A 21,036-nucleotide genomic window follows, 5' to 3' on the forward strand; every position below is an offset into this window, starting at 1 on the left:
GGTGCGTGAAATCGGGTCGCCCCGGGCGCGGGGGCCCTGATATCGATGGCATATGACGACGGAACTGCGGGTGCTGGACCCGGCCGAGTGGGATCGCTGGTACGAAGTTCTCGCGCTGGCGTTCGGGGGTGTGCAGGAGGATCCGGAGGAGATCCGGCTCTGGCGGGACCTGACCGAGCACGACCGCTTCCTGGGTGCCTGGGACGGGGATCTGCCGGTGGGGACGGCGGGGGCGTTCTCGTTCCGCCTGACGGTGCCGGGCGGGGCGTCGGTGCCGGCGGCCGGGGTGACGATGGTGAGCGTGGCGGGGACGCACCGCCGGCGCGGGATCCTGACCTCGATGATGCGGCGGCAGCTGTCGGACGTACGCGCGTGGGGGGAACCGCTGGCCATCCTGACGGCCTCGGAGCCGGAGATCTACGGGCGGTTCGGTTACGGCGCGGCCTCGTACACGGCGCGCGCGACGATCGACACGCACCGGGTGCGGCTCTCGGTGCCGGAGGGCACGGACGCGGTGGCGCTGCGGGCGGTGGATCCGGCGGATGCCGCGGAGGCCTGCGAGGCGGTGTACGCGCGGCTGGTGCCGACCCGGCCGGGGATGCTGGCCCGGCGGCCCGGGTGGGAGCGGCTGCCGCTGCTGGACCCGGTGGGGAACCGGGAGGGGGCCTCGGCGCGGCAGTGCGTGCTGGCGGAGCGGGACGGGGAGGTCGTGGGCTTCGCGCTGTACGCGATCAAGCCGGACTGGTCGTTCGCGGGTCCGGACGGGTCGGTGGTGCCGCATCAGGTGATGGCCCTGGAGCCGGCGGCGGAGGCGGCGCTGTGGCGGTTCCTCTGCTCGGTGGACCTGACCTCGCGGGTACGGATCCAGAGCCGGCCGGTGGACGACGGGTGGCAGCACCTGGTGTCGGAGCTGCGGCGGTGCGAACCGACGGTGCGGGAGGGCCTGTTCGTCCGTCTGGTGGAGGTGGGCGCGGCCCTGGAGGCGCGGACGTACCAGGCGCCGGTGGACGTGGTGTTCGAGGTGGCGGACGCGTTCTGCCCGTGGAACGAGGGGCGCTGGCGCCTCACGGGTGACACGAAGGGCGCGGTGTGCGTCCGTACCTCGGAGCCGGCGGACGTGGAGCTGTCGGTACGGGAGCTGGGCGCGGCGTATCTGGGCGGGACCTCGCTGGTGTCGCTGGCGGCGGCCGGCCGGGTGCGGGAGCTGCGCGGAGGGGCGCTGACGGAGGCGTCGGTGGCGTTCGGGTCACCGGTGGCACCGTGGCTGCCGCACGGTTTCTAGGCCGTGTCCGGGCCCGGCCGTCAGCGGCGCTGGCAGGCCGGGCACCAGAAGAGGTTGCGGGCGGCCAATTCGGCGGTGCGGATCTCGGTGGCGCACAGGTGGCAGGGCAGGGCGGCGCGGCGGTAGACGTACACCTCGCCGCCGTGGTCGTCGACGCGCGGCGGGCGGCCCATGGCCTCGGGGGTGTGCTCGGGCCGGACGGTGTCGATGCGGTTGAGCCGGACGCCTTCGCGCATGAGGGCGACGAGGTCGGTCCAGATCGCGTCCCACTCGCCCGGGGTGAGGTCCTTGCCGGGGCGGTAGGGGTCGATGCCGTGGCGGAAGAGGACCTCGGCCCGGTAGACGTTGCCGACGCCGGCGATGACCTTCTGGTCCATGAGCAGGGCGGCGATGGTGGTGCGGCTGCGGGAGATCCGGCGCCAGGCCTTGTCGGGGTCGTCGCCCTCGCGCAGTGGGTCGGGGCCGAGCCGGTCGTGTATCGCGCGCTTCTCGGCGTCGGTGACGAGGGCGCAGGTCGTGGGGCCGCGCAGGTCGACGTAGGCGTCGGAGGTGGCGAGCCGGAGGCGCACGGTGTCGGTGGGCGGCGGGGCCGGCGCCGCGCCGAAGGTCACCTTGCCGAAGAGGCCGAGGTGGATGTGGATCCACTCCTCGCCGGGGAAGCCGAGGAAGAGGTGTTTGCCGTGGGCCTCGGTGGTCTCCAGGACGGAGCCGTCGAGCAGGGCCGCCGAGTCGGCGAACTTGCCCTGCGGGCTGGAGACGCGCACGGACCGGCCGCCGAACCGTTCGCGGTGGTCGGCGGCCAGCCGGTGGATCGTGTGCCCCTCGGGCATCAGGCGGTCGGCTCCTGCGGGTGGTGGGCCGGAATGGGGGGCAGCTCGCCGGTGTTCTCGTAGGCGGTCAGCATGTCGATGCGGCGCGTGTGACGCTCGTCACCGGAGTAGGGGGTGTTCAGGAAGATCTCGACGAACTTGGTCGCCTCTTCCCGGGTGTGCATGCGTCCGCCGACGGAGATCACATTGGCGTTGTTGTGCTCGCGGCCGAGGGCGGCGGTCTGCTCGCTCCAGGCGAGGGCGGCGCGGACTCCCTTGACCTTGTTCGCGGCGATCTGCTCACCGTTGCCGGAGCCACCGATGACGATGCCCAGGCTGTCGGGGTCGGCGGCCGTCCGCTCGGCGGCACGCAGGCAGAACGGCGGGTAGTCGTCGAGGGCGTCGTAGATGTGGGGACCGCAGTCGACGGGCTCGTGGCCGTGGGCCTTCAGCCACTCGACGAGGTGGTTCTTGAGTTCGTAGCCGGCGTGGTCGGAACCGATGTAGACGCGCATGGGTCCGAGTGTGGCACGCCGGGAGCGGGGTAGCGGTCAGCGGGGTCGGGACCTTCGCCCGGCCTGGTCCGGACCTTCGGCCCTCGCGGTACGGCTTCGACAACGAATCGGAATGAGGTCTTCCGATCACCCCTGTCCACGGGGTTGAATGCTCGGGCTCGCGACCCGAGCAGCCCCCACTCACGAGGAAGCGTTCATGAACACGCAACCGACCCTGACGAAGGACGGCGGGAAGGCCGGCGAACCCGGCGGCACCGGCACGTCGCAGTCGCCCGACGGCCTCAAGGCCGGACTCAAGAACCGCCACCTGTCGATGATCGCCATCGGCGGTGTCATCGGCGCCGGACTGTTCGTCGGCTCCGGCGCGGGCATCGCCGCCGCCGGTCCCGCGATCCTCCTCTCCTACGCCCTCGTCGGCGCCATGGTCGTCTTCGTCATGAGGATGCTCGGCGAGATGGCGGCCGCGCGGCCCACCTCCGGCTCCTTCTCCACCTACGCCGACCAGGCGCTCGGCCGCTGGGCCGGCTTCACCATCGGCTGGCTGTACTGGTTCTTCTGGGTCGTGGTGCTGGCCGTCGAGGCGACCGCGGGCGCGGTCATCCTCGAGGGCTGGGTCCCGGCCGTGCCGCAGTGGGCCTGGGCGCTGATCGTGATGGTGGTCCTCACCGCCACGAACCTCGCCTCCGTCTCCTCGTACGGCGAGTTCGAGTTCTGGTTCGCCGGCATCAAGGTCGTGGCGATCGGCGCGTTCGTCGTGATCGGTCTGCTGGCCGTCTTCGGCGTGCTGCCCGGCTCGGACAACCCGGGCGCCGGGTTCGCGCACCTCACCGACACCGGGGGCTTCCTCCCGATGGGCGCGGGCGCGATCCTCACCGGTGTCCTGATGGTCGTCTTCTCCTTCATGGGCAGCGAGATCGTCACGCTGGCCGCCGGCGAGTCCGAGGACCCGCAGCGGGCCGTGACGAAGGCGACCAACAGCGTGATCTGGCGGATCGGCGTCTTCTACCTGGGCTCGATCTTCGTCGTCCTCACGCTCCTGCCGTGGAACGACAAGTCGATCGTCGAGAAGGGCTCGTACGTCGCCGCCCTCGACTCCATCGGCATCCCGCACGCCGGCCAGGTCATGAACGTCATCGTGCTGACCGCGGTGCTCTCCTGCCTGAACTCCGGCCTCTACACGGCCTCCCGCATGGCCTTCTCGCTCGGGCAGCGCGGTGACGCGCCGAAGTCCTTCGCGAAGGTGGACAAGCGGAGCGTGCCGCGGGCCGCGATCCTCTCCTCGGTCGTCTTCGGTTTCGTCGCGGTCTTCTTCAACTACAAGTGGCCCGACACGGTCTTCGCCTTCCTGCTGAACTCCTCCGGCGCCGTGGCCCTCTTCGTCTGGCTGGTCATCTGTGTGACCCAGCTGCGGATGCGCGGCATCATCCTGCGCGAGTCGCCCGAGAAGCTGGTCGTGCGGATGTGGCTGTTCCCGTACCTGACCTGGGCGACGATCGGCATGATCGTCTTCGTCCTCGGCTACATGCTGTACGACGGCGGCAGCGCCCGCGAGCAGGTCGTGCTCTCCCTCCTGGTGGCGGCCCTGGTCCTGGTGATCGCGCTGGTCCGGGAGCGGACGGCGAAGTCCTCGACCCGCCCGTGATCTCGTCCGGTACGTGAAAGGGCCCCGCCGCTCCCTGGGAGCGGCGGGGCCCTTCGCGTGTCCGTGCGGCGGGTCAGGAGGAGCGGCCCGCGAGCTTCCAGGCCGCCGGGAGGGCGCCCATGGCGAGGGCGGCCTTGAGGGCGTCGCCGATGAGGAAGGGGACCAGGCCGGCGGTGACCGCCTGGCCGAGGGTCATGCCGGTGGCGAGGGCCAGGTAGGGCACGCCGACCGCGTAGATGATCGCGGAGCCGAGGACCATGGTGCCGGCGGTGCGCAGGACCGAGCGGTCGGCGCCGCGGCGGGCGAGGGCGCCGACGACGGTGGCGGCGAGCAGCATGCCGAGGATGTAGCCGAAGGACGGCATCGCGTAGCCGGAGGTGCCCTGGGCGAACCACGGCACGCCCGCCATGCCGACCAGCGCGTACAGCGCCAGGGAGAGGAAGCCGCGGCGGGCGCCGAGCGCGGTGCCGACGAGCAGGGCGGCGAAGGTCTGGCCGGAGACCGGGACCGGGGAGCCGGGGACCGGGACGGAGAGCTGGGCGGCGAGGCCGGTGAGGGCGGCGCCGCCGGCGACGAGGGCGATGTCGCGGGCGCGGCTCGCGGGGAGCAGATCGGCGAGGACGGTGCCCGTACGGAGGGTGCGGGCGGGGGCGGCGGCGGTGCTCATCGTTACTCCGCGGGGGTGAGGGTGGAGGGACACGTTGACGCTATGCCAGGAGTGAACGCCCGATCACCGTGAGGCGTCGACAAAGCCGGAGCTCAGCACTTCATGGGGTTTCGACAAAAGAGGAAAATCATGCGCGACGCCACGTGACCCTGGTCACTGGCGACTCGCTGCGAGACGCCCCTTTTGCCTCCGGACCCGGTCAACAGGGAGACTGTGGGGTCCCCATAAAGGTGTCCCTTCCCCGAGAGCACGAGCCCACCATGCGCGCCGACGCCCCGCCGTCCTCCCCGCTCGCCGAACCCGAGCCCCTCTCCCACGGTCTGAAGCAGCGTCACCTGACGATGCTGGGGCTCGGCGGGGTCATCGGCGCCGGTCTCTTCGTCGGTTCGGGCGCGGGCATCGCCGTCGCGGGGCCCGGGATCGTGCTCTCGTACCTGATCGCCGGGACGCTCGCGATGCTGGTGATGCGGATGCTGGGCGAGATGTCGGCGGCGATGCCGGCCTCCGGCGCCTTCTCCGTCCACGCCGAGCGGGCGCTGGGGCGCTGGGCGGGCTTTTCGGTGGGCTGGCTGTACTGGTTCCTGCTCGTGGTCGTCCTCGCCGTGGAGGCGACGGGCGCGGCGCGGATCGCGAACGGCTGGGTGCCGGGGTTCCCGCAGTGGGCGTGGGTGCTGGTCTTCATGCTGGTCTTCACGGCGGCCAACCTGGCGGCGGTGAAGAACTTCGGCGAGTTCGAGTTCTGGTTCGCCGCGCTCAAGGTCGGGGCGATCGTCCTCTTCCTTGTCCTGGGTGTCCTCGCGATCGCGGGCTGGCTGCCGGACACCGATCCGGTGGGCCTCGCCAACCTCACCGGGCAGGGCGGTTTCCTGCCGCACGGCGCGGAGGGCGTCGTCTCCGGGGTCCTCGCCGTCGTCTTCGCCTTCGGCGGCCTGGAGGTCGTCACGATCGCGGCGGCCGAGACGGAGGACCCGGCGCGGAACGTGGCGCGGGCGGTGCGCAGCGCGGTCTGGCGCATTCTGTTCTTCTACGTGGGCTCGATGCTGGTCGTGGTGACGCTGCTGCCGTGGACGGCGATGGAGCCGGGCCGCTCGCCGTACGTGGCCGTGCTGGACGCGATCGGGGTGCCGGCGGCCGGTCAGATCATGAACGTGGTGGTGTTCGTGGCGCTGCTCTCGGCGCTCAACGCCAATCTGTACGGGTCGTCCCGGATGGTGTTCTCGCTGGCCGAGCGCGGGGAGGCGCCGCGAGGGCTGCTGCGGGTCTCGGCGGGCGGGGTGCCGCGGCGCGCGGTGCTCGCCTCGGTGGCCTTCGGGTTCGTCTCCGTCCTGCTCAATCTGAAGTGGCCGGATTCCGTCTTCCTCTACATGCTCAACGCGGTGGGCGCGGTGCTGCTGTTCGTGTGGGCGCTGATCGCGGTCTCGCAGCTGCGGCTGCGGCGCCGGATCGAGCGGGAGGCACCACAGACGCTGACGCTGCGGATGTGGGGCTTCCCGTGGCTGACCTGGCTGGCGCTGGCCGCGATGGCGGCGGTGGTCGTGCTGATGCTGACGGACGAGGGGGCGCGTCCGCAGGTGCTGTGGTCGGCGGCGGCGACCGGCGCGGTGCTCCTGGTGGCGTGGGTACGGGAATTCCGTACCCGTTCGGCCTCTTCCGCCCCCTCACCGAAACGGAACTGACTCTTCACCTTGTGTGAAGATCGTGACCGTATAGCGGACATCTGTTCCCTGCCAGCGGTGCGGGCCCACAGACTGTGGCTCCCTCCCCGTCTCGGCTACTGAACAGGGTTCGCCCATGCCCCGGACCACCGCGCCCGCGCCGGCCGACCGCAAGGACGGCGCGTCCGCTCCTGCCGACGGCCTCTCCCACGGCCTCAAGCAGCGCCATCTCTCCATGATCGCCCTCGGCGGCGTGATCGGGGCCGGCCTCTTCGTGGGGTCCGGCGCCGGCATCGCCGCCGCCGGCCCCTCCATCGTGGTCGCCTACGCGCTCTCCGGCCTGCTCGTCATGCTGGTGATGCGCATGCTCGGCGAGATGTCGGCGGCCAACCCGGCCTCCGGCTCCTTCTCCGTCCACGCCGAGCGGGCCTTCGGCTCGTGGGCCGGGTTCACCGCGGGCTGGGCCTTCTGGTTCCTGCTCTGCGTGGCCGTCGGCCTGGAGGGCATCGGCGCCGCGAAGATCATGACCGGCTGGTTCCCGGGGACGCCCGAGTGGGCCTGGGTCGCCCTGTTCATGCTGGTCTTCTGCGGCACCAACCTGGCGGCGGTGAAGAACTTCGGCGAGTTCGAGTTCTGGTTCGCCGCCCTCAAGGTCGGCGCGATCGTCCTCTTCCTCGGCATCGGCGTCCTCGCGATCGTGGGCGCGCTGCCGGGCAGCGACGCGCCGGGCACCACCAACCTGACCGGTGACGGCGGCTTCTTCCCGCACGGCTCCGAGGGCCTGATCGTGGGTCTGCTGGCCTCGGTCTTCGCGTACGGCGGCCTGGAGACCGTCACCATCGCGGCGGCCGAGTCGGAGCACCCGGTGCAGGGCGTCGCCAAGGCGGTCCGTACGGCGATGTGGCGGATCGCGCTGTTCTACATCGGCTCCATGGCGGTCATCGTCACGCTCGTGCCGTGGGACGACAAGGCGGTCGTCGAGAAGGGCCCGTACGTGGCCACCCTCGACCACCTGGGCATCCCGGCGGCCGGCCAGATCATGAACGTGGTCGTGCTGATCGCCCTGCTCTCCGCGATGAACGCCAACATCTACGGCGCCTCCCGCATGGCCGGCTCGCTGGTCGCCCGCGGCCAGGGACCGAAGGCGCTGGGCCGCCTCTACGGCGGGGTGCCGCGCCCGGCGGTGCTCGTCTCCTCCGTCTTCGGCTTCGCCTGCGTGCTGCTGAGCTACTGGCGGCCGAACGACATCTTCATCTGGCTGCTCAACACGATCGGCGCGATCATCCTCGTCGTCTGGTTCTTCATCGCCGCCTCGCAGCTGGTGCTGCGCCGCCGCACCGAGCGCGAGGAGCCGGAGAAGCTGGTCGTGAAGATGTGGGCGTTCCCGGTGCTGACCTGGGTGGCGCTGGCCGGCATGGCGGCGATCTTCCTCCTGATGGCCCGCGAGGAGGGCACCCGCGTGCAGCTGTACTGGACGGGCGGCCTCACCGTCCTGCTGGCCGCGGTCGGCTTCGTCCGGCAGAAGGCCGCAGCGCGCCGCGCCTCCTGACACACCCCCCGCTGTTTCCCGGAGCCCCCGGACCGACCACGGTCCGGGGGCTCCGCCGCGTCCGGGGCCGGTCCGCGGCGCGCCCGGCGTCGCGACCACCGGGGGCGTCCGAGGACCTAGGTCCAGGGTCTGATCAACTTCTGCCGCACCTACTGTTAGCCTGCACTTGCATATAGGTTGCAATAAGCACGCTGTCGAAGGAGCCGGGCACATGGCGATCTACACCCTTCCGGAGCTGCCGTACGACTACGCGGCGCTGGAGCCGGTGATCAATCCGCAGATCATCGAGCTGCACCACGACAAGCACCACGCCGCGTACGTCAAGGGCGCGAACGACACGCTGGAGCAGCTGGAGGAGGCCCGCGACAAGGAGCAGTGGGGCTCCATCAACGGCCTGGAGAAGAACCTGGCGTTCCACCTCTCCGGCCACATCCTGCACAGCATCTACTGGAACAACATGAACAGCCCGAAGGACGGGGGCGGCGGCGAGCCGCTGGCCGCCGACGGCGTCGGTGACCTCGCGGACGCGATCACCGAGTCCTTCGGCTCCTTCGCCAAGTTCAAGGCGCAGCTGACGAAGGCCTCCGCCACCACCCAGGGCTCCGGCTGGGGCGTCCTCGCCTACGAGCCGATCAGCGGCCGCCTGATCGTGGAGCAGGTCTACGACCACCAGGGCAACGTCGGCCAGGGCTCGGTCCCGATCCTGGTCTTCGACGCCTGGGAGCACGCCTTCTACCTGCAGTACAAGAACCAGAAGGTGGACTTCATCGAGGCCATGTGGCAGGTCGTCAACTGGCAGGACGTGAACAAGCGCTACCAGGCGGCGAAGGCCAGCGTCCCGCTGATCTCCTTCTGACCGGCGGCGGCCCGCGCCGCCCGCCCCCGGCGTCCTGCTCGTGATCGTCTTCTCAACCTTCACCTGCGGGCGGATGAAAGAAGAACCCCCGTGAGGACGTGACTCACGGGGGTTCTTCCGTCCCCCGGGGCCCGTGGGAGGATCGGGGCTGTTTCGAACGCGCCACGAAGGAGTGACCGTGCCCGGTGAGAACCTGTCCCGCGACGAGGCCCGCGAGCGGGCCGAGCTGCTGTCCGTCGACGCCTACGAGGTCGCCCTCGACCTGCGCTCGGCGGTCGGTGACTCCGAGGAGGCGGTCCGCACCTTCCGCTCGGTCACGACCGTCCGGTTCCGCCGCACGGGCTCGGGCACCTCGACCTTCGTCGACCTGATCGCCCCCTCGGTGAACGCCGTCACCCTCAACGGGCGCTCCCTGGACCCGGCGGCCGTCTTCGACGGCGCCCGCGTCACCCTCGACGAACTCGCCGACGACAACGTCCTGGTCGTCGACGCCCAGTGCGCCTACAGCCGCACCGGCGAGGGCATGCACCGCTTCGTGGACCCGGAGGACGGCGAGGTCTACCTCTACACGCAGTACGAGCCGGCCGACGCGCGCCGGGTCTACGCCACCTTCGAGCAGCCCGACCTCAAGGCCCCGTACCGCTTCGAGGTGACCGCGCCCGAGGGCTGGACGGTCTGGTCGAACGGCGCGGGCGAGCGGGGCGAGGACGGCGTGTGGCGGTTCGCGGAGACCGCGCCCATCTCCTCGTACATCACCTGTGTCGTCGCCGGCCCGTACCACTACGTGACGGACACGTACACGCGCGGGGACCTGGAGATCCCGCTGGGCGCGATGTGCCGCAAGGGGCTCGCCCGGCACTTCGACGCGGACGACGTCTTCCTCGTCACCAAGCAGGGGCTCGACTTCTTCCACGACAACTTCGACTACCCGTACCCCTTCGGCAAGTACGACCAGGCGTTCGTGCCCGAGTACAACCTCGGCGCGATGGAGAACCCGGGTCTGGTCACCTTCACCGAGGAGTACATCTACCGGGGCAAGGTGACGCAGGCGGCGTACGAGCGCCGGGCCAACGTCGTCCTGCACGAGATGGCCCACATGTGGTTCGGCGACCTGGTGACCATGGTCTGGTGGGACGACCTGTGGCTCAAGGAGTCCTTCGCCGACTTCATGGGCTCCTTCTCGCTCGCCGAGGCGACCCGCTTCACCAACAGCTGGGTCACCTTCGCCAACAACCGCAAGGCCTGGGCCTACCGGGCCGACCAGCTTCCGTCCACGCACCCGATCACGGCCGACATCCGTGACCTGGAGGACGCCAAGCTCAACTTCGACGGCATCACCTACGCCAAGGGCGCCTCCGTCCTCAAGCAGCTCGTCGCCTACGCCGGCCGGGACGCGTTCCTGGAGGGGGCGCGGATCTACTTCAAGCGGCACGCGTACGGCAACACGCGCCTGGCCGATCTGCTGTCCGTCCTGGAGGAGACCTCCGGCCGCGACATGAAGGCCTGGGCCAAGTCCTGGCTCCAGACCTCCGGCGTGAACACCCTGACCCCGGCCGTCACCTACGACGCGGAGGGCCGGATCACCGAGCTCGCCGTCGTCCAGGACGGCGCGGAGCCGCGCCCGCACCGGGCCGCCGTGGGCCTCTACCGGCTCACCGGCGGTGAGCTCGTCCGGTACGCCCGCGCCGAGGTGGACGTGACGGGCACCCGGACGGTGGTCACGGAGCTGGCCGGCGCCGAGCGGCCGGACCTGGTCCTGGTGAACGACGACGACCTGACGTACTGCAAGGTCCGCTTCGACGAGGGTTCGCTCGCCACCCTGCGGACGCACCTCGGGGACGTCACGGACCCGCTGGCGCGGGCGCTGTGCTGGTCGGCGCTGTGGAACCTGACCCGCGACGGCCTGATGCCGGCCCGGGACTTCGTCTCCGTGGCGCTCGCCCACGCGGGCCGCGAGACCGACATCGGCGTGCTCCAGATGGTGCACACCTGGGCGCGGACGGCGGTCACCCGCTACGCGGCCCCCGCGTGGCGCGAGGAGGGCGGGCGGCTGCTCGCCGAGGGCGGACTGCGCGAGCTGCGGCTCGCCGAGCCGGGCAGCGAGCAGCAGCTGACCTGGGCGCGCTTCTTCGCGTCCGTGGCCGGGTCCGAGGCGGACTTCCAGCTCCTGGAGGGGCTGCTGGACGGTACGGCGAAGATCGACGGGCTCGACGTCGACCAGGAGCTGCGCTGGGCGCTGCTGTCGCCGCTGGCCGCGCACGGGCGGGCCGACGAGGCCCGGATCGGCGAGGAACTGGCCCGGGACGACACGGCGACGGGCAAGCGCCACCAGGTCCGGCTGCTCGCCTCGCGGCCGGCGGCGGAGGTCAAGGCGCAGGCCTGGGCGCAGGTCGTCGAGTCGGACGCCCTGTCGAACGCGCTGGTGGGCGCGACGATCGCGGGCTTCGCCCAGCCCTCGCAGCGGGAACTGACCGCCCCCTACGCGGAGAAGTACTTCGCGGCGATCGAGCGGCTGTGGGCCGACCGGTCCATCCAGATCGGCATGGACGTGGTCCAGGGTCTCTTCCCGGCGCTCCAGGACCGGGAGGAGACCCTCGCGGCGACGGACGCCTGGCTGTCGGAGCACGCCGGGGCGGCCCCGGCCCTGCGCCGCCTGGTCCTGGAGGCGCGGGACGACCTGGCGCGGGCGCTGCGGGCGCAGGCCTGCGACGCCATGGCCTCGTAGCGGCGCGGCCGGTACGACGAGGGCCCCGGTGGCGCGCGGGAGGGCGCGGCACCGGGGCCCTCGTCGCGGGGGCGGCCCGGTCGCCTGACCGGGAGCCCTCATCGGCATTCGAACGTGCGTACTTTAGGGCGAGGTTGTCCCGGAATGTCGACGAGCGTGTAACAGGGGTTAGGGGACCCTTCGGAAGCGGAAGACCCCCGGCATGAACCACAACACCCCCATCTCCCCCCGCCCCCTCCCCCGCGCCTCCCGCACCCCCGGTACGCAACGCCTCGCCACCGTCGCCCAGTTGCGGGCGCAGGGGCTGACCGGTGCCGAGGTCGCCGCCCGCTGCGCCCCCGGGGGTGACTGGCGGCAGTTGCTGCCCGGTGTCTTCCTGCTCCGCCCGGGACGGCCCACCAGCGAGGACCGGCTGGTCGCCGCCCTCCTGTACGCCCGCAGGGACGGGGCCGTGCCCGTCCAGGGACCGCAGCCGATGATCACGGGTCTCGCCGCGCTGGCCCTGCACGGCTTCACGGCCGCTCCCCCGCTCACCGCGCTCGACCGGATCGACGTGCTGGTGCCCCGGACCCGGCGGCTGCGCTCGACCGGCTGGGTGCGGGTGGTGCGGGCGCCCGAGACGCCGGAGCCGGTGGAGGTGACCGGTCTGCCGGTCGCCCCGGTGGCCCGGGCGGTCGCCGACGCGGTGGCGGCGCTGACCGACCCGGAGGCGGTACGGCGGGTGCTCACCGAGGCGGTCCGGGGCGGGCACTGCGAGCCGGGCCCGGTGGTCCGCGAGCTGAACCGGGCCCGGCTGCTCACCCGCCCACACGTCGTGGACGCCGTGGACACGCTGCTGGCCGAGGGGCGGTCCCTGTCGGAGGAGCGGCTCTACGAGATGGTGCGCGCCTTCGGGCTGCCGGACCCGCTGTGGAACGTGGACCTGCGGCTGCCGGGCGGCCCGCACCTGGGCGGAGTCGACGCCTACTGGCCGGACCAGGCGGTCGCGGTCGAGCTGGACACCCGGGCGCCGCGCGAGGACGACGACGCGCGGTGGTCCGAGTGCACCCGCAAGCGCGAGCACTTGGAGCGGCTCGGGATCACCGTCGTCCACCTGACCCCGCGCAAGCTGCGGGAGTCGGCGGAGCAGCAGGCCACCGTCGTCCGTACGGCCCTGGTGGCCGCGTCGGACCGGCAGCCCGCCGCCTACGTCGTCGTCCTGCCCCGGTGAGGGTCAGCCGGCCGGAAGGAGCCCGGCCGCGGCCTTCGCGGCGAGCCCCTTCGGGTCCGCGTTGCCCGCCGCGGGCTTCGGCTCCGTGCCGCAGAACTCGGCCTCGATGATCGCCTGCGTGTCACCCGTCCAGTCGGCGTTGATGTTGGCGGCGAGGGAGTGCCGGCCGTCGCGGGTGGTGTACGCCTCGGAGAGGGAGCCGTGGATGCCGCCGCCGTGGCCCCAGATCTCGGTTCCGCAGCCGAGCTTCTGCCAGGAGATGCCGAGTCCGTAGCGGAACTGGGGGTGCTGGGGGGAGACCGGGACGGCGGTGGTCAGTTCGCGCATCTCGTTCTTCGGGAGCAGCCGGCCCTGGAGGAGGGCCCGGTAGAAGGTCTGGAGGTCGGCGGAGTCGGAGATCATCTCGCCGGCCGCGTGGGCGAGGGAGGGGTTGAGCTCGGTGACGTCGTGCACGGGCGCGTTCGGGTCGGCCGAGAGGGTGGAGTAGGCGGGGCTGTGCGGTCCGCGCACGGTCGGCCGGGTGCCGGGGACGCTGGTGGAGCGGAGCTTCAGCGGCTTGACGATCCGGTTCTCGACGGCCTTGCCGTAGGGGCGTCCGGTGACCTTCTCGATCACCAGACCGGCCAGGACGAAGTTGGTGTTGGAGTACTTCCAGGAGGTGCCGGGGGCGAACTCCGGCCGGTGCTCCATGGCGATGCCGACGAGCTGCTGGGGGGCCCAGGTGTCGTAGCGGTGCTCCAGGAATCCGGGGCCGAAGGTCTTGGCCCCGAATCCGGGGTCCGCCGTGTAGTCGTAGATGCCGCTGGTGTGGTTGAGGAGCTGGCGGACGGTGATCTTCCGGCCGTCGTGGCCGTTGCCCCGCACCAGGCCGGGCAGCCACTTCTCGACCGGGTCGTCGAGGTCGATCCGTCCCTCGGCCTGGAGCTGGAGGAGGACGGTGGCCACGAACGTCTTGGTGATGGAGCCCACCCGGTAGCGGTCGTCGCCGCCGCGGTCACCGGCGGTGCCGGTCCAGGAGGTTCGCCCGTTCCGCGCCTGGGCGACAGCGCCCGGGACGCCGGCGTCGACGGCGGCCTGGAGCGCCCGCTGGGTCGCCGCGTGGTCCCGCTCGGCCGGGGCGGCCAGGGCCGGTGTGGCGAGGGCGGTGACGGTGAGGCCGGCCACGAGGGCGGTGGCGAGCGCGGCGCGTGTGGTGCGTACGGCTGACATGCGGTGTCCCCTGATCTGTGTTCGGAGGTACTGCGGTCGGCGGGGAGGACCGCGGGCGGGCGGCCAGGGTTGCGCCGCCCCGCGCCGGTTGAGCGTTTTTCAGCCGTTCGCCGGGCCGGTGAGCCGGGAGCGGCCGAGCGGGGGCCGCTCGCGCCACAGGTCGAGCCCGATGTCGACGAGTTCGACCCGGGGCAGATCGGCGACGGAGTCCAGGGGGTGCCAGGCGGCGAGGTCGGTGGAGCCGCCGGTCTCGTTGCGGAGGGCACCCCCGGTGATCCGGGCCTCGTAGAGGAGGCGGAGGCCCTGGAAGGAGCCGGGGATGCCGAGGCGGGGTGTCCAGGTGCGCAGGACGGAGTCGACGCCGAGGAGGGCCGTGGGTTCGCTGAGGTAGCCGGTCTCCTCCTCGACCTCGCGGACGACGGTCGCGACGGGTTCCTCGCCGTGGTCCATGCCGCCACCGGGCAGGGTCCACCGCTTGGTGCCGTCCCGGGCCACCCAGCGGGCCAGCAGTATCTCCCCGTCCCGTACGCACACGGCGTAGGCCGCCACCCGCAACTCCTGCTTCATGTCGCGAGGTTAGGCGATCCCTCGCGCTTCTAGAACCAGTAGGCGGGGTACGTGCGGCGGGTGGCGCGGGCGGCGGTGAGGCCGACCGCGACGAGGAGGAGGCAGGAGAGGACGAGCAGGGCGGTGAAGACCAGGAAGGGCGGGTCCTGGAGGGCGACGATCACGGCGGTGGCGGCGGCCGGGGAGTGCGGGGTGCGGGCGAGCATCATCACGCCGAGCGCGAGGCCGCCGGCGGCGGCGGCGCTCCACAGGCCGGGGCCCGCGACGGCGAGCACGGCGAAGCCGGTGAGGGCGGAGAGCAGCTGGCCGCCGACGAGGGAGCGGGGCTGGGAGAGCGGCAGCTCGGGCGAGGCCGCGACCAGGGCCATGCTCGCGGCGAGCGGCGGTATGAGCAGGGGGTGGTGGAGCACCGTGCCGAGGGCGACGAGCAGGAGCAGCGCGGCGGTGCTGGCGGCGGTGGCGGCGAGCACCGCCAGGGGGCGCGGCCGGGCGGGCGGGCGGAGCCGGACGGTGGCCGGGGCGGGGGCGGCGGGGGCGGACGGGGCGGCGGGCACGGTGGCCTCGGGAGCCGGGGTGGTGGTCACGGGTTCCTCGGGGTCATGGATGTCGGGTGTCCGCGTGCGGGCGGCGAGGAGCGGGGCGGTCACGGGGTGGTCGGGTTGGCCGGGGAGAACTCCGGCGCCGACCAGCGCAGGGGGCCGGCGGCCGGGGTCTCGACGACGCCGTCGATCCGGAAGTGAACGATCCGCTCCTCTTGACCGTACTCCGTCCGGGCGTGGCCGCTGAGCTGCAGGGTCGTCCCCGTCTTCCAGTCCAGGAAGAGGATTCCGGCGCGGCCGTCCGTCTCCAGGTTGCCCAGGGTGAGGAACATCGCGTTGCCCGGGTAGTCGCGCCAGCTGAGGTCGCGGGGGCCGTCCACGCGGACGAAGCCGGGGTTGCCGCCGCGGTGGCTCGCGTCCATTCCGTCGGGTGCGGAGGTGGCGACGAAGAAGGTGTCGGCGGCGCGGATGCGGCGCGTCTGCCCGGGGGTGAGCGCCTCACCGCGGCGTACGGCGCCGGGGCCGGGGCGTCCGGTGGGGCCGGAGCCGTACAGCTCCCGCTTCTGGAGGTATCTGGGGCAGTTGGAGAAGACCTCCTCGGCCTCGATCGTGAAGCCCTCGCCGGTGGGGCGGGCCCGGCCGTTGAGGCGCATGCGGCGCCGGGTGCGGGGGTCGAGGGCGAGGGTGCCGACGGGGGTGCCGGCGGCCGGGTCGGCGAGCGGTCCGCCGGGGAGGGCGGCGGCCACCGAGACGGTGCGCGGGCCCGTCGCGCGGACGAAGCCGGGCTCACCGGTGAGCAGGTGCGCCCCGACCCGGCCCCGGTCGTCGGTGACGCCGACGACCAGCAGGGGCTGGGCCTGGAGGAAGGCGGCGGCGACCGGGCGGAGGGTGGAAAGGAGCGAGCGGCCGACGTGCTCGGCGAGCTGCCGGACGCCGAGCCGTTCCTGCACGGCGAGGGAGCCGTGGTGATACGCGGTCATGCGGGACTCCACGGGGGGCGAGTGGGCGGTCGGCTGCGGGGCGGTCAGAAGAAGCCGCAGGTGGGGGCCTCTCCCGAAGGGGCCGGGGCGCCGTCCGCGCCGTGCGGGACGGAGATCTCCAGGCGGGTGCCGTCCGGGTCGTGGAAGAAGATGCCGCCGGAGGCCGCGCCCTCGCGGTGGGCGACGACGCCCTCGTGGGCGAAGGCGGCGCCGCGGGCGGTGAGCGCGGACTCGGCGGCGCGGACGTGGTCGAGGGACTCGGCTTCGAAGGCGAGGTGGTGCAGGCCGGCCCGGCCCGCGTCGAAGGTCTCGCCGGCCTGCTGCCAGAGCGTGAGGACGAGGCGGCCGTCCTGGCCGAGCAGGGCGTAGCGGCGGGCGTCCTCGGTGCCCTCGCGGAGGAGTTCGAAGCCGAGGACCTCGCCGTAGAAGGCGAGGGAGCGGTCCAGGTCGGTGACGTTCAGGCCGACGTGGTGGGTGGCGAGCGTGCCGATGGCGGACATGGTGATTCCCCTCCCGGTGGTGGCCGGCCCGTGCGGGCTAACCTGTTAATTCGACTTTAGAGGTTAGAGATCGCGAGCGTCAACCGCTCACGTACCCTTGAGGGGTTAGTCCTGCGAGGAAGGTGCCGCCATGACCGCTCCCGACCCACGGCCGCTCACCGGCGAGCCCGTCTCGCTCGACCTGCTCAACACCCGCTGGAATCACGAGGGCGTCCTCCAGGACCTGCTCACCGACGAGGAGGGCCTCGCGGTCTGGCTCGCCGCCAACGGCCTCGACGGGCGCTTCACCGCCGACGCCCCGACCCTGCGCCACACCCTCGCCGCCCGGGACGCCCTCGCCGCGCTCGTCGACCGGCCCGGTGACCCCGGCGCCACCGCCCGGGTCGACGCGGTCCTCGGTCACGGCCGCATCCGGGCCACCCTCACCACCGAGGGCCCCGGCGAGGAGGCGGAGTTCGCCGACCCGGCCCGGGGCCCCGGCTGGATCGCCGCCCGCGACTACCTCGACCTGCTGCGCACCGCCCCCGACCGCATCCGCGCCTGCGCCCACGAGGCCTGCGTCCTGCACTTCTTCGACACCTCGCGCAACGGCACCCGGCGCTGGTGCTCGATGGCGACCTGCGGCAACCGGGCCAAGGCCTCGCGCCACTACGCCCGTACGAAGGACAGCTGAATCCCGGGCGACTCACCCCGGTTGGGGGTGTTTCGCTCCCGATGGCGGATCGGGCATGATGGCGGATGTACGCCATCGGCCCATCCGGACACCCGGCAACTCTCCCCAAACCCCTGTCATTTGCGAAAGGCTGAGCGGTCATCCGGTACCGAAATCCGGACCCTCTCTTTTCACAAACAGGGATGTAAATGACCACCCCCGAAACCCAGAGCTCCATACCCGGGCGCTCGACCCCCGGGAGACGTGCGGCCCGCATCGCCGCCGCCGCCGGACTGGTGACCGCGCTCGTCGCGGCCGGTGCCGCCCCGGTCCTGGCCGCCGAGGACCCGGCGACCACTCCCCCGGTCAAGTCCACCGAGCCCGCCGACAAGCTCGGCGCCACGGACGCGCAGCGCCTCTCCGAGGCCGAGGCGAGCGGCGAGAAGAACGTCACGATCCTCGTCGCCACCGCCCCCGGCGCCACCGAGCAGGTCGCCGGCCAGCTCGACGCGCTCCAGGGCGCCTCCGTCGGCAAGCGGGAGGACAAGCTCGGCTACGTCCGCGCCACCCTGCCCACCGGCAAGGCCGACGCGGCGATCAAGGCCGCCGCCAAGCTCTCCTCCGTCCAGTCGATCGACCTCCAGGCCGAGATCCCGCTGGACGACCCGACCCCGGACGCGGGCGCCGCCACCGGTGCCGTCGAGGGCACCACCGTCACGCGCACCTACCCGGCGCCCTCGAAGAGCACCCCGGCGAAGAACCCGTACAACCCGTCCCACGAGACGGGCGCGGTCGACTTCGTCGAGGACCACCCGAAGGCCGACGGCCGCGGGGTGACCATCGGCATCCTGGACTCGGGCGTCGACCTGGGCCACCCGGCCCTGCAGAAGACCACCACCGGCGAGCGCAAGATCGTCGACTGGGTCACCGCCACCGACCCGCTGACCGAGAGCGACGGCACCTGGCGCGCCCAGGTCACCCCGGTCTCCGGCCCCGTCTTCACCGCGGCGACCCAGAGCTGGAAGGCCCCGGAGGGCTCGTACCAGTGGAGCCGCTTCAGCGAGTCGGTCACCGCGGGCGGCGACCCGGCCGGTGACATCAACCGCGACGGCGACACCACCGACGTCTTCGGTCTGCTGTACGACCCGGCCGCCGGCACCGTCCGCGTGGACACCGACCAGAACAACGACTTCACGGACAACGCGCCGATGAAGCCGTACAAGGACGGGTACCAGATCGGCTACTTCGGTACCGACAACCCGGCCACCGAGGTCGTCGAGAAGACCCCGTTCGTCGTGGAGATCCGCAAGGACGTCCCGATGGACCCGCTGGGCGGCAGCTGGGTCGGCCAGAAGCGCGACTTCGTCAACGTCGGCCTGGTCGAGTCCTCGCACGGCACCCACGTCGCCGGCATCACCGCCGCGAAGGGCCTCTTCGGCGGCCGGATGAGCGGTGCCGCGCCCGGCGCGAAGATCGTCTCCTCCCGTGCCTGCACGTGGACCGGCGGCTGCACCAACACCGCCCTCACCGAGGGCATGGTGGACCTCGTCGCCCACCGCGGCGTCGACATCGTCAACATGTCGATCGGCGGCCTGCCCGCGCAGAACGACGGCGACAACGTCCGCGCCCGCCTCTACACCCGTCTCATCGACGAGTACGGCGTCCAGCTGGTCATCTCGGCCGGCAACTCGGGCCCCGGCATCAACACCATCGGCGACCCCGGCCTGGCCGACAAGGTCGTCTCGGTCGGCGCGGCCATCTCGAAGTCGACCTGGGCCGCCAACTACGGCTCGGCCGTCGAGAAGTCCTACGCCATGTTCCCCTTCTCCTCGCGCGGCCCGCGTGAGGACGGCGGCTTCACCCCGACCATCACCGGTCCGGGCTCGGCCGTGAACACCATCCCGACCTGGCAGGCCGGTTCCGGCGTCGCCGAGGCCGGATACGCGCTGCCCGCCGGTTACGGCATGCTCAACGGCACCTCCATGTCCTCCCCGCAGGTCGCGGGCGCGAGCGCGCTGCTGCTCTCCGCCGCGAAGCAGAAGGGCCTGGAGCTCTCCCCGCTCACCCTGCGCACGGCGCTCACCTCGACCGCCAAGCGGATCTCCGGTGTCGCGGCCCACGAGCAGGGCTCGGGCCTCATCGACATCGAAGAGGCCTGGGACGCGATCAAGGACGGCGCGACCGCCCACGACTACAAGGTCGAGGCCCCGGTCGACACCGCGATCTTCCCGGCCCCGCGCACCGGCACCGGTGTGTACGACCGCGAGGGCGGCCTCAAGGTCGGCCAGAAGAAGGTCTACGACGTCACCGTCACGCGCACGAGCGGCCCGGACCGGGTCATCGAGCACGAGCTGGAGCTCAAGTACAACGACGGCACCTTCCGCATCCTCGGCGACGACGAGATCGACCTGCCGCTGAACAAGCCGGTCACCGTCAAGCTCCAGGCCCGTCCCACCACGGCCGGCGTGCACAGCGTCATCCTGGAGGCCGACGACGAGCGCACCGAGGGCGTGGACAAGCAGATCCTCGCCACCTCGGTCGTCGCGAGCGACCTGGTCGCGCCCGGCTACGGCTTCTCCGCCGCCGGTTCGGTCCAGCGCAACAGCCACAAGTCGTACTTCGTGACCGTGCCGGAGGGCGCCAAGTCCCTGGAGGTCTCCCTCGGGGGCCTGAAGGGCAAGAGCCAGACCCGGTTCATCGCGATCCACCCGTACGGCGTGGCCATCGAGTCCACCGCGTCCACCGCGTGCTACCCGCACTACAACCCGGCGAACACCTGCCGTCCGGACCTGCGGTCGTACGCCAACCCGACGCCGGGCGTCTGGGAGATCGAGGTCGAGGCCCGCCGGACCTCGCCCGAGCTGGACAACCCGTACACCCTCGGTGTCTCCGTCCTCGGCGCCTCCTTCGACCCGGCCGTCCAGACCGTGGCCGAGGCGAAGGTCGGCACCCCGGCCGCCGTCGAGTGGACCGTCACCAACTCCTTCGCCGCGCTCGACGGCAAGCTGAAGGGCGGCCCGCTGGGCTCGGCCCGGGTCGAGACCCCGACGATCAAGCACCACGAGCAGCAGACGAAGACCGTCACCATCGGTGAGGGCGTCGAGCGGCTCGACATCGCGATCGGCAACACCTCCGACAAGGCGGCCGACCTCGACCTGAGCGTCCTCAAGGACGGCAAGCAGGTCGGCCAGTCCGCCGACGGCGACTCCGAGGAGAGCGTCTCCCTGGTGAAGCCCGCTCCGGGCACCTACACCGTCGTGATCGACGGCTACGCGGTGCACGCCGAGAGCGGCACGACCTTCGACTACAAGGACGTGTACTACTCGGCCGCGCTCGGCAGCGTCCAGGTGGACTCCGCCAAGACCTACCCCCTGGCCAACGGCGGCAGCGCCGAGGTCGCGGCCCAGGTCCTGGTCGCCGGCCCCGCCCCCGAGGGACGCCAGTTCTTCGGCGAGGTCCAGCTGCTCAACGCGCGCGGCACCGTCGCGGGCTCCGGCAGCGTCCTGATCGGCAAGGTCACTCCGTAACACCGCGGTACCAGTGAGGGGCGGGCGCCGGAACCGGTGCCCGCCCCTCCGTCGTCTCCCCGGGCACGCCCGCCCACGGCACGGCGTGTCCGGTGTCACGTCCGGCATCCGTCCCGGCCCTTGGACAATGGATTGGACAAGGCGGGCCGGAA

17 protein-coding genes are annotated in these 21,036 nt (G+C 72.2%); 9 read left to right on the forward strand and 8 right to left on the reverse strand.

The annotated features are described in order from the left end of the window. Window positions 1–52 precede the first annotated feature (52 nt). Complete coding sequence (locus ABTY40_RS01650; RefSeq protein ID WP_352057659.1) at window positions 53–1,282, forward strand: GNAT family N-acetyltransferase; 1,230 nt, start codon at window positions 53–55, stop codon at window positions 1,280–1,282. Between the two features lie 20 nt (window positions 1,283–1,302). On the opposite strand, the gene ABTY40_RS01655 is transcribed toward ABTY40_RS01650, so the two are convergent. Further along, window positions 1,303–2,112 (reverse strand): Fpg/Nei family DNA glycosylase, encoded by an 810-nt coding sequence (locus ABTY40_RS01655; RefSeq protein ID WP_352057660.1) that lies wholly within the window; start codon window positions 2,110–2,112, stop codon window positions 1,303–1,305. Continuing rightward, window positions 2,112–2,606 carry a ribose-5-phosphate isomerase gene (locus tag ABTY40_RS01660; protein ID WP_345281350.1) on the reverse strand — a complete coding sequence of 165 codons (495 nt, stop codon included), beginning with the start codon at window positions 2,604–2,606 and terminating at the stop codon, window positions 2,112–2,114. Before ABTY40_RS01660 ends, ABTY40_RS01655 begins: the two co-directional genes overlap by 1 nt. 196 nt (window positions 2,607–2,802) lie before the next feature. On the opposite strand from ABTY40_RS01660, the gene ABTY40_RS01665 reads away from it, so the two are divergent. Next, a complete protein-coding gene (locus tag ABTY40_RS01665) occupies window positions 2,803–4,248 on the forward strand; it encodes an amino acid permease (protein ID WP_345281352.1) in 1,446 nt (481 codons plus the stop codon). A 73-nt stretch (window positions 4,249–4,321) separates the two neighbouring features. Here the strand turns inward: ABTY40_RS01665 and ABTY40_RS01670 are convergent, their stop codons facing one another. Continuing rightward, on the reverse strand, window positions 4,322–4,915 hold the full coding sequence (locus ABTY40_RS01670) for a biotin transporter BioY (RefSeq protein ID WP_352057661.1): 594 nt from the start codon (window positions 4,913–4,915) through the stop codon (window positions 4,322–4,324). A 260-nt stretch (window positions 4,916–5,175) separates the two neighbouring features. On the opposite strand from ABTY40_RS01670, the gene ABTY40_RS01675 reads away from it, so the two are divergent. The 5 genes from ABTY40_RS01675 to ABTY40_RS01695 all read left to right on the forward strand — a co-directional run bounded on the left by ABTY40_RS01675 (window position 5,176) and on the right by ABTY40_RS01695 (window position 12,910). After that, a complete protein-coding gene (locus tag ABTY40_RS01675; RefSeq protein ID WP_352057662.1) occupies window positions 5,176–6,591 on the forward strand; it encodes an amino acid permease in 1,416 nt (471 codons plus the stop codon). Between the two features lie 115 nt (window positions 6,592–6,706). Further along, complete coding sequence (locus tag ABTY40_RS01680; protein ID WP_352057663.1) at window positions 6,707–8,119, forward strand: amino acid permease; 1,413 nt, start codon at window positions 6,707–6,709, stop codon at window positions 8,117–8,119. A 211-nt stretch (window positions 8,120–8,330) separates the two neighbouring features. Continuing rightward, window positions 8,331–8,975 (forward strand): superoxide dismutase, encoded by a 645-nt coding sequence (locus tag ABTY40_RS01685; RefSeq protein WP_309053935.1) that lies wholly within the window; start codon window positions 8,331–8,333, stop codon window positions 8,973–8,975. Window positions 8,976–9,153: 178 nt separating this feature from the next. Further along, a complete protein-coding gene (gene pepN / locus ABTY40_RS01690) occupies window positions 9,154–11,700 on the forward strand; it encodes an aminopeptidase N (protein ID WP_352057664.1) in 2,547 nt (848 codons plus the stop codon). 202 nt (window positions 11,701–11,902) lie between these two features. Then, entirely contained in the window at window positions 11,903–12,910 is a 1,008-nt protein-coding gene (locus ABTY40_RS01695) for a hypothetical protein (protein ID WP_352057665.1), read from the forward strand. Between the two features lie 3 nt (window positions 12,911–12,913). Here the strand turns inward: ABTY40_RS01695 and ABTY40_RS01700 are convergent, their stop codons facing one another. The 5 genes from ABTY40_RS01700 to ABTY40_RS01720 all read right to left on the reverse strand — a co-directional run bounded on the left by ABTY40_RS01700 (window position 12,914) and on the right by ABTY40_RS01720 (window position 16,705). Then, window positions 12,914–14,119 (reverse strand): serine hydrolase domain-containing protein, encoded by a 1,206-nt coding sequence (locus ABTY40_RS01700; RefSeq protein WP_352057666.1) that lies wholly within the window; start codon window positions 14,117–14,119, stop codon window positions 12,914–12,916. 99 nt (window positions 14,120–14,218) lie between these two features. After that, window positions 14,219–14,686: an NUDIX hydrolase gene (locus ABTY40_RS01705; RefSeq protein ID WP_352057667.1), complete on the reverse strand. Its 468-nt coding sequence runs from the start codon at window positions 14,684–14,686 to the stop codon at window positions 14,219–14,221. A 29-nt stretch (window positions 14,687–14,715) separates the two neighbouring features. Then, window positions 14,716–15,333, reverse strand: coding sequence for an HPP family protein (locus tag ABTY40_RS01710; protein WP_502990454.1), 618 nt, complete (start codon window positions 15,331–15,333; stop codon window positions 14,716–14,718). Beyond that, window positions 15,330–16,205, reverse strand: a complete 876-nt coding sequence (locus ABTY40_RS01715) for a pyridoxamine 5'-phosphate oxidase family protein (protein ID WP_352057668.1) — start codon at window positions 16,203–16,205, stop codon at window positions 15,330–15,332. The genes ABTY40_RS01710 and ABTY40_RS01715 overlap by 4 nt, the downstream gene beginning before the upstream one ends. Before the next feature lie 44 nt (window positions 16,206–16,249). After that, on the reverse strand, window positions 16,250–16,705 hold the full coding sequence (locus ABTY40_RS01720) for a VOC family protein (RefSeq protein WP_352057669.1): 456 nt from the start codon (window positions 16,703–16,705) through the stop codon (window positions 16,250–16,252). 130 nt (window positions 16,706–16,835) lie between these two features. On the opposite strand from ABTY40_RS01720, the gene ABTY40_RS01725 reads away from it, so the two are divergent. Together ABTY40_RS01725 and ABTY40_RS01730 are read left to right on the forward strand one after the other, a co-directional pair. Further along, a complete protein-coding gene (locus ABTY40_RS01725) occupies window positions 16,836–17,378 on the forward strand; it encodes a CGNR zinc finger domain-containing protein (protein ID WP_352057670.1) in 543 nt (180 codons plus the stop codon). Window positions 17,379–17,566: 188 nt separating this feature from the next. Further along, the gene (locus ABTY40_RS01730) at window positions 17,567–20,884 is read left to right on the forward strand and encodes a S8 family serine peptidase (RefSeq protein WP_352057671.1); all 3,318 of its coding nucleotides are present in this window, start codon (window positions 17,567–17,569) and stop codon (window positions 20,882–20,884) included. Window positions 20,885–21,036 lie beyond the last annotated feature (152 nt).

The organism is Streptomyces sp. NPDC126503 (genome assembly GCF_040302405.1).
Taxonomy (GTDB): Bacteria; Actinomycetota; Actinomycetes; order Streptomycetales; family Streptomycetaceae; genus Streptomyces; species Streptomyces gulbargensis.

Coding starts and splice junctions, on each gene's coding strand:
- ABTY40_RS01680 (WP_352057663.1), top strand. CDS start 6,707: ATGCCCCGGACCACCGCGCCCGCGCCGGCCGACCGCAAGGACGGCGCG.
- ABTY40_RS01655 (WP_352057660.1), bottom strand. CDS start 2,112: ATGCCCGAGGGGCACACGATCCACCGGCTGGCCGCCGACCACCGCGAA.
- ABTY40_RS01675 (WP_352057662.1), top strand. CDS start 5,176: ATGCGCGCCGACGCCCCGCCGTCCTCCCCGCTCGCCGAACCCGAGCCC.
- ABTY40_RS01665 (WP_345281352.1), top strand. CDS start 2,803: ATGAACACGCAACCGACCCTGACGAAGGACGGCGGGAAGGCCGGCGAA.
- ABTY40_RS01705 (WP_352057667.1), bottom strand. CDS start 14,686: ATGAAGCAGGAGTTGCGGGTGGCGGCCTACGCCGTGTGCGTACGGGAC.
- ABTY40_RS01725 (WP_352057670.1), top strand. CDS start 16,836: ATGACCGCTCCCGACCCACGGCCGCTCACCGGCGAGCCCGTCTCGCTC.
- ABTY40_RS01670 (WP_352057661.1), bottom strand. CDS start 4,915: ATGAGCACCGCCGCCGCCCCCGCCCGCACCCTCCGTACGGGCACCGTC.
- ABTY40_RS01660 (WP_345281350.1), bottom strand. CDS start 2,606: ATGCGCGTCTACATCGGTTCCGACCACGCCGGCTACGAACTCAAGAAC.
- ABTY40_RS01730 (WP_352057671.1), top strand. CDS start 17,567: ATGACCACCCCCGAAACCCAGAGCTCCATACCCGGGCGCTCGACCCCC.
- ABTY40_RS01720 (WP_352057669.1), bottom strand. CDS start 16,705: ATGTCCGCCATCGGCACGCTCGCCACCCACCACGTCGGCCTGAACGTC.
- ABTY40_RS01715 (WP_352057668.1), bottom strand. CDS start 16,205: ATGACCGCGTATCACCACGGCTCCCTCGCCGTGCAGGAACGGCTCGGC.
- ABTY40_RS01685 (WP_309053935.1), top strand. CDS start 8,331: ATGGCGATCTACACCCTTCCGGAGCTGCCGTACGACTACGCGGCGCTG.
- ABTY40_RS01695 (WP_352057665.1), top strand. CDS start 11,903: ATGAACCACAACACCCCCATCTCCCCCCGCCCCCTCCCCCGCGCCTCC.
- ABTY40_RS01650 (WP_352057659.1), top strand. CDS start 53: ATGACGACGGAACTGCGGGTGCTGGACCCGGCCGAGTGGGATCGCTGG.
- ABTY40_RS01700 (WP_352057666.1), bottom strand. CDS start 14,119: ATGTCAGCCGTACGCACCACACGCGCCGCGCTCGCCACCGCCCTCGTG.